This window comes from Mesorhizobium sp. M8A.F.Ca.ET.021.01.1.1, assembly GCF_003998025.1.
Lineage (GTDB): Bacteria > Pseudomonadota > Alphaproteobacteria > Rhizobiales > Rhizobiaceae > Mesorhizobium.
Genome location: NZ_RZSJ01000525.1, coordinates 1 through 4,371, shown reverse-complemented (window position 1 = coordinate 4,371; position 4,371 = coordinate 1). Strand labels below are relative to the sequence as shown.

4 protein-coding genes and 2 pseudogenes are annotated in these 4,371 nt (G+C 64.5%); 1 reads left to right on the top strand and 5 read right to left on the bottom strand.

All coding sequences use genetic code 11. The annotated features are described in order from the left end of the window. The 3 genes and pseudogenes from EOA36_RS28895 to EOA36_RS28885 form a co-directional block, all read right to left on the bottom strand. Nucleotides 1-261, bottom strand: a pseudogene (locus EOA36_RS28895) (CPBP family intramembrane glutamate endopeptidase); the annotation flags it as partial. A gap of 176 nt (nucleotides 262-437) precedes the next feature. After that, nucleotides 438-1,037 (bottom strand): DUF1236 domain-containing protein, encoded by a 600-nt coding sequence (locus tag EOA36_RS28890; protein WP_127280417.1) that lies wholly within the window; start codon nucleotides 1,035-1,037, stop codon nucleotides 438-440. Between the two features lie 63 nt (nucleotides 1,038-1,100). Then, nucleotides 1,101-2,198, bottom strand: coding sequence for a putative zinc-binding metallopeptidase (locus EOA36_RS28885; RefSeq protein ID WP_127280416.1), 1,098 nt, complete (start codon nucleotides 2,196-2,198; stop codon nucleotides 1,101-1,103). Between the two features lie 296 nt (nucleotides 2,199-2,494). Here EOA36_RS28885 and EOA36_RS28880 point away from each other — a divergent pair, with 296 nt between their 5' ends. Continuing rightward, nucleotides 2,495-3,292 (top strand): lytic transglycosylase domain-containing protein, encoded by a 798-nt coding sequence (locus EOA36_RS28880; protein ID WP_127280415.1) that lies wholly within the window; start codon nucleotides 2,495-2,497, stop codon nucleotides 3,290-3,292. A 48-nt stretch (nucleotides 3,293-3,340) separates the two neighbouring features. Here the strand turns inward: EOA36_RS28880 and EOA36_RS28875 are convergent, their stop codons facing one another. Both EOA36_RS28875 and EOA36_RS28870 read right to left on the bottom strand, forming a co-directional pair. Beyond that, nucleotides 3,341-3,862, bottom strand: a complete 522-nt coding sequence (locus tag EOA36_RS28875; RefSeq protein WP_127280414.1) for a hypothetical protein — start codon at nucleotides 3,860-3,862, stop codon at nucleotides 3,341-3,343. Nucleotides 3,863-3,867: 5 nt separating this feature from the next. Next, nucleotides 3,868-4,371 (bottom strand): annotated as a pseudogene (locus tag EOA36_RS28870) (argininosuccinate synthase domain-containing protein); the annotation flags it as partial.

The window sequence follows — 4,371 nt, the reverse complement described above, 5'->3', positions numbered from 1 at the left end:
CCACAGGCCGATCCAGATCCCGCCGAAAGAGGTGAGCGCGCTGAGGATGCCGATGGGCGAGGCAAGGAAACCCTCCATGCCGTATGGCGAAGCCGCCGCCTGCCAGGCGAAGTAAACATGGCTGCCGCCGAACAGCACCGCCGCGGTCGTGGCGCCCCAGAACAGGGCGACGATCAGCGTTCCCAGCAACAGGCGTGGCAAGGTCGTCCTGGCGTTCGGGGTGTTGCGATAGCGCTCGAAGGCGGTGTCGTCGATTGTCACGCTTGTCCTCGATCCCAATCCATAGCTGCTTGATCTAGCCGATGGCCTCGGGAATCGGAATCGATATCAGCGGGGACAGGCGCAAACCGGCGGCCGCGGCACCCGGCGCTGGCCGGCTTGCCCCGATCGCCAACCCAGGTGTCGCCAGCGGCCGCGACGGCGACCGCCGGCGTCTATCAACGCACCACGTACATGATGCGCCGTGTCTGCGGATCGATCAGCGCGCGCTGGCCGTTCACATAGACATAACGGTAGTTGTAGTCAGGAATTTCGCGCAGCTCGACCGTGTCTGGCAGGGTCGCGCCGGTGACCACCTCGCCGTCGAGATAGACGGGGTCCAGCCGGTGGGTGTCGACATAGGTCCGCACCGCGGCCGGCGGCGCGGGGAACTCGCCTACGACAGGATCACTGGAAATGATCGCGCCGGTATAGTCGGTGGAGTAGTTGCCGATGTCCTCCGGCGGCGAGACGACGGCGACAGCGGAGCGGCGCTGCGTTAGCACCACACGGCTGCCGCCGAAATCGGCGGTGACGTAGTCGGAATAAACCCAGCCCTGGCCGCCGGCTTCGGCGATGGTGCACCATTTGCTGTTTTCGATGCAGCCGTTGAGCGTCGCCGACTGGCCCGCGGCGAGCACGCCGATCACCGGATATTGCGGACCCGGACCGGCGCGCACATTGAGATCGGTGACCGCCGAGACAGCGGTATCGGCCAATGCGGCGCCAGACATTGCGGTCAGCATCCCGGCTATTGCGGGAAACAATAAGGATTTCATGGGTACTCTCCGTTTTCGTGACCCCTCGGCTGTGAAAACGGGGCAGCGGCGCATGCGTTCCGGCTAAAGTGCGCGAGCCAACTCACGATTTGTTCCCGCGCCTTTCGGCAAATCGGTCACAAGGTCGTGAACAAAGGCCAGTTTTTGCGCCGTCACGTCCGAAATGACGAAGGGGTAGAGATCGGGCAGGCCCATGCAGCGGTTGATCGAATTGGAGGCTTCCGACAGCACCAGCCAGCGGACAAGGATCCTGTCGAAAGGCTCGGGCGTGTTTGCAGGCTCCGAAGGCGCTGGCTGCAGTTCACCGCCGGTGTCGCCCCGTGACAGTTCGTTCGCCTCCACCGTTTCCAGCCGGCCGAGCGGGAAGTTCAGGGCATGGACCATCTCCAGCGTGTCGGTGATATGCAGGTGGTGGGCCCAGGTCTCGGCCCAGTCCTCCCATGGGTGCGAGGTGGCGTAGGCCGAGATGTGGTTTTGCTGCCAGTCGGGCGCGGCGCCGTTGGCGTAGTAAGCCTTCAGCGCCTGTTCGTAGTCGGCGCGTTCGTCGCCGAACAGAGCGCGGAAGGCCTCCAGCCTTTGCGGATCGTCGCGGATCAGCCGGTCCCAGTAATAATGGCCGAGCTCGTGACGGAAATGGCCGAGCAGCGTGCGGTAGTTCTCGCCCATCTCGATGCGACGTTTTTCACGCTCGGCTGAATCGGCCTCCGCGACGTTCAGCGTGATCAGGCCGTTGTCATGACCGGTGAGAATCCGTTCGCCGCCCGGGCCGCCACCGATCGGATCGGCGAGGAAGTCGAAGGCCAGCCCGATTTCGTCCGTCGGGCTCTGCTTGGGCGCGACCGGCAGGCCGAAGGCGAGCAGCGAATAGATGGCGCGCTTCTTCGCCGCCTCGACACGGATCCAGCGGCGGCGGTTGCCGTCGACGGAGAGGTCGGGGATCAGCTGGTTCAGCACGCAGGCACGGCAGAAGACCTGCCCCGGCTCGGCCATCCAGTTGCAGGCGCATTCGTCGGCGTTGGTGCACTGGATGGCGCCATCGACGCCGGACAAGACAAAGTGCGCGCCCTCGGGATCGTAGAGCACGAGACTGCGGCAGTTCAGGCATTGGGCGTTCTCGAAATAGAGACGGTGGCCGCAATGCGGGCAGTCGAAAAGTTTCATGTCGGTCTCAATTCATCAGGAAGGCATAGGATGCATGGCGGCCCGTGCCCAAACGCGAACCACCGGCCGGCGTTCCGCACTCCATCGAGACTATTTCGCTTCGCCGGTCCGGCCGCCCCGCCGATGCTGTCCACGGCCGGCATCAACGTCTCTCATGCCTGGCCTCGCCATAATAATCACTTGATCGTAGGCAAATTCCCCGGCATTCGCCAGCATCGCGCCACAGACGGTGACAAATGCGCGTTTCGCTGGCAAATTCGCAATCGGGACGTGAATCAGGCAATCAGGAGAACAACATGGCATTTCTTGCCAAGGGTAGGATTTTAGCGGCCGCAATGGTGGCGGTGCTGGGGCTGGCAACGGGCGCGCAGGCGGCGGCCAGTTGCGGCAAGACCGGCGCCGGCTTCGACGCCTGGAAGCAGGATTTCGCCGCCGAGGCCAAGTCCGAGGGTGTCGGGTCGAGGGGCCTGGCCGCTCTGGCGGGCGCGACCTACGCAACGAGGACGATCTCCGCGGACCGCGCCATCCACAAGGCTTTCAGCGGCTCGGTGGACGATTTCATGAAACGCCGTGGCGGGTCGGCGATCATTTCCAAGGGCCGTTCGCTGAAGAAGTCGAACGCGGCGCTGTTCAACCAGATCGAAGCCAGTTACGGCGTGTCGCCGGGCGTGTTGCTCGCCATCTGGGGCATGGAAACCGGCTTCGGTGCCTCGATGGGCAACCAGAACACGGTCTCAGCGATTTTGACGCTTGCCTATGATTGCCGCCGTCCGGACTATTTCCACCCGCATGCCATCGCGGCCCTGAAGCTGGTTGACCGCGGCGCGTTGACCTCGTCGTCGGTCGGCGCCATGCATGGCGAGGTCGGCCACACGCAGTTCCTGCCCGGAAATGTCTTGAAATATGCGGTCGGCAACGGAAACCTGCGCGACAAGGCCACCGCGCTGGCTTCCACCGCCAACTACCTCAAGGGTCATGGCTGGCGGGCCGGCGCGAGCGCGAGCGCCAATATGGGCGCGATTGCCGGCTGGAATTCGGCAAACGTCTATCAGCAAGCCATCGCCCGCATCGCCGACGCGATCGATGCCAACTGATCGAACATACGGTATTGAACGAAGAACCCGGCCTCCGCGCCGGGTTTTTCATTTCACGTCGAGCGCATAGGAGCAGCCGGCCAGCGCCTTGCCGGGATGGGACTCGACCGTCGAGACGTTGAGCGTGACGCGCGTGACAAGGCTCACGCCGCCGGCTTGCTCGGTGTTTTCGGCCACGACCTTCTCGCCGAGGAATTTGCCCGGCGTCGAGACCGTCGCCGGGACGTCGAGCTGGCGGGCGAGGTCCGGTGCGGCGATGCCGTCAAGCACCGCCATCGGGCCCGTCGCGGTAAAGACGATCGCTCCGGTCTCGCGCCCGAAGACGTGGACCGGGGCGGGCAAGCTGTATTGGCGCAGGAACGGATTGCCTGACGGAACTTCTTTCCAGCCGAGCGTGTCCGCCACGCTGGGCTCGCCTGCCAGCCAGAGGGCAAAGCCGTTGTAGCTGGGCACGTCGACCCGGCACTCGATCAGCGCGGCAAGGTCGAGCGGGCCAGGGTCGAAATCCCCGGCCATGGCTGGGGCCGCCAGAAGGACCAGCGGCACCAGGCATCGGCCGGGACAGCGCATTCCGTCTAGCTGTTGCGGTTGCGCGCGGCCAAAGTCCGCAGCCTCAGCGCGTTGAGGCGGATGAAGCCGGCGGCGTCCTTCTGGTCGTAGGCGCCACGGTCGTCCTCGAAGGTGACCAGCGCGTCGGAATAGAGCGTCTTCTTCGACTTGCGGCCGGTGACCATGACGTTGCCCTTGTAGAGCTTCAGCCGCACCGTGCCTTCGACGTCTTCCTGGCTCTTGTCGATCATCGCCTGCAGCATCAGACGCTCGGGCGAGAACCAGAAGCCGTTGTAGATGAGTTCCGCGTAGCGCGGCATGAACTCGTCCTTGAGGTGCGCCGCACCCCGGTCGAGCGTAATCGATTCGATGGCGCGATGGGCCACGATCAGGATGGCGCCGCCGGGCGTTTCATACACGCCCCGCGATTTCATGCCGACGAAACGGTTCTCGACCAGGTCGAGCCGGCCGATGCCATTGTCGCGGCCGAGATCGTTGAGGGCGGCCAGCATGGTGGCCGGCGACAGCTT

What these genes read in the sequence shown, in the direction of transcription:
- EOA36_RS28880 (WP_127280415.1), top strand. Translation starts at nt 2,495, where the DNA reads ATGGCATTTCTTGCCAAGGGTAGGATTTTAGCGGCCGCAATGGTGGCG.
- EOA36_RS28885 (WP_127280416.1), bottom strand. Translation starts at nt 2,198, where the DNA reads ATGAAACTTTTCGACTGCCCGCATTGCGGCCACCGTCTCTATTTCGAG.
- EOA36_RS28875 (WP_127280414.1), bottom strand. Translation starts at nt 3,862, where the DNA reads ATGCGCTGTCCCGGCCGATGCCTGGTGCCGCTGGTCCTTCTGGCGGCC.
- EOA36_RS28890 (WP_127280417.1), bottom strand. Translation starts at nt 1,037, where the DNA reads ATGAAATCCTTATTGTTTCCCGCAATAGCCGGGATGCTGACCGCAATG.